At 62.2% G+C, this 2,632-nt stretch carries 2 protein-coding genes; both read left to right on the forward strand.

The features are described from left to right. Nucleotides 1-220 precede the first annotated feature (220 nt). A complete protein-coding gene (istA, locus tag B5X69_RS20540) occupies nucleotides 221-1,750 on the forward strand; it encodes an IS21 family transposase (RefSeq protein ID WP_079640323.1) in 1,530 nt (509 codons plus the stop codon). A gap of 10 nt (nucleotides 1,751-1,760) precedes the next feature. Beyond that, a complete protein-coding gene (gene istB, locus B5X69_RS20545) occupies nucleotides 1,761-2,498 on the forward strand; it encodes an IS21-like element helper ATPase IstB (RefSeq protein ID WP_079640322.1) in 738 nt (245 codons plus the stop codon). Nucleotides 2,499-2,632: the final 134 nt, after the last annotated feature.

Here is a 2,632-nt window from a genome sequence, read left to right on the forward strand (position 1 = left end):
TGCGGATTCCGGGTTCATCGCGCGCAGTGTTCCGATTTGATCGTGCGCAGCATTCCGACGTGATCTCGCGCAGCATTCCGATTTGAAGCTGCGCAGCATTCCGATTTGATCATGCGCAGCAATCCGATGCGATGCCGCGCGGGAGAGAATGTCAGAGCTTTGTCGATTAACGGCGCCTTCTTTGTGGAAGGAGGCGCTGATGCCGACGAGGAGAATGGATATGCGCCAAGTGCGCGAACTGATGAGACTGCACCGGGAAGCGGGGCTTGGTGTGCGCGAGACGGCGCGGCGCGCTGGGATTGCTGAATCGACGATGCGCGAGATGGTGAAGCGGTTTGATCGCTCGGGCCTCGAATGGCCGCTGGCCGCGGATCTCGACAATGCGCAGCTTGAGGCGAAGCTTTACGGTGCGGCTGGGGTCAAACCTGGGCGCCGCCGGCTTCCCGCGCCGGACTGGGCGGCGGTGCACCGCGAGTTGAAGCGCAAGCATGTGACCCTGCAGACTTTGTGGGAGGAATATATCGAGGCGCATCCCGACGGCTATCGCTACAGCCGGTATTGCGACCTGTACCGCGGGTGGGAAGGCCGTCTGCCGGTGACGATGCGCCAGACGCACCTGGCGGGCGACAAGCTGTTTGTCGACTACGCCGGCGACAAGCTGGGTGTGGTCATCGATCGCCGGACGGGCGAAAGGCGCGATGCGCACATCTTTGTCGCGGTGATGGGTGCATCGAGCCTGTCCTTTGCCTGTGCGACCTGGACTGAGACGCTGGCGGACTGGGTCGATGCGCACGTCCAGGCCTTTGCCGCCTTTGGCGGCGCGCCCAGACTGCTGGTGCCCGACAATGCGAAGGTCGCGGTGATCGAGGCGTGTCTTTACGATCCGCAGGTCAATCGCAGCTATGCCGAGATGGCGCGCCATTACGGCACGACGTGCCTTCCGACGCGGCCGCGAAAGCCGCGGGACAAAGCCAAGGTCGAGGCGTGTGTCGGGATCGTCGAGCGGTGGCTGTTCGGCCGGCTGCGCAACCAGATATTTTACAGCCTTGCCGAGTTGAATGCCGCGATCGCAGCGCTGATCGCACGGCTCAACGACGAGCGCGTGCTGCGCCAGTTTGGTCGCACCCGTCGCCAGCTGTTCGAAGAGCTCGATGCGCCGCTGCTGATGCCGCTGCCGACTGAGCCTTACGTACATGCCGAATGGCAAGCCAGGCGCGTGGGCCTCGATTATCATGTCGAGGTCGCACATCATTTTTACTCGGTGCCCCACCGCTATGCGCGCCAGCCGGTTGAAGCGCGACTAACTGCGCGGACGGTCGAGATCTTCATCCGCGGCGAGCGGATCGCGGTTCATATGCGCGGCAGCGGCAATGGGCGGCATACGACCTTGCCCGAGCACATGCCGTCATCGCATCGCCGCTTTGCCGACTGGACGCTCGCGAAGATCCTGACCGAATCGGGACGGATCGGACCTTGCGCGCAGCTTTTATGCGAAAAGATCCTCGAGGATCGCCCCCATCCCGAACAGGGCTTCCGCTCGTGCATGGGCATCCTCAGCCTTGAAAAGCGCTTTGGCGCGCAGCGCCTCGAAGCTGCGGCGCTGCGCGCTCTCGAGATCGGCGCGCGCAACTACGGCTCGCTCAAGTCGATCCTTGAAAAGGGGCTCGATGGCCAACCGCTGCGGCCCAGGGACAGCGACCACCAGCCCATCGATCACGGCAACATCCGGGGTCCGGACTATTACAACTGAAGGAGAAGACATGCTTACCCATCCCACGCTCGATCAGCTTAATCACCTCGGCCTCTATGGCATGGCGAAGGCGTTCGGCGCCATGGCGACAAACGACGATGCGCGAACGCTCAGCCATGCCGAATGGCTGGGCTTGATCCTCGACCATGAGATGACCTGGCGTCAGGAAAAGCGGATGGCAGCGCGGCTACGCCACGCCAAACTGCGCCACCGCGCCGTACCCGAAGATATCGACTACCGGACACCGCGCGGGCTCGACCGGCGCTTTATGGAAACCCTTCTCAAGGGTGACTGGATCAAGGGTCACGACAATCTCGTCATCACCGGCCCGACCGGAACAGGCAAGAGCTGGTTGTCCTGTGCCATTGGGCACCAGGCTTGTCGCGACAATCTGTCGGTCCTCTACGTCCGGCTTGGCAAGCTGCTCGACGAACTGAGCGTGGCGCGCGGCGATGGACGTATTGCTGTACGGCTGAAAAGCCTCGCGCGCATCGACTTGCTCATCCTCGACGACTGGGGACTTGAACCGCTCAACGCCAATGCCCGCCATCATCTGCTTGAGATACTTGAGGACCGGTACGGCAATCGATCCACCCTCGTCACCAGCCAGCTTCCCGTGACAAAATGGCACGAACTGATCGGCGACGCGACTTACGCCGACGCCATCCTGGATCGCCTCGTTCACAACGCCCACCGCATCACACTCGAGGGAGACTCGCTGCGACGCCCGCACCCACAGACTGCTTGACCAAAATAAGAATACTGTGAAAGTAAATCACGTCGATGACGGCTCTGAGCCGTGCGCGGCATCAGATCGGAATCCCGCGCGGGATCAGATCGGAATGATGCGCGTGATCATGTCGGTATCCCTGCGCGGGATCG

The organism is Sphingopyxis flava, assembly GCF_900168005.1.
Lineage (GTDB): Bacteria > Pseudomonadota > Alphaproteobacteria > Sphingomonadales > Sphingomonadaceae > Sphingopyxis > Sphingopyxis flava.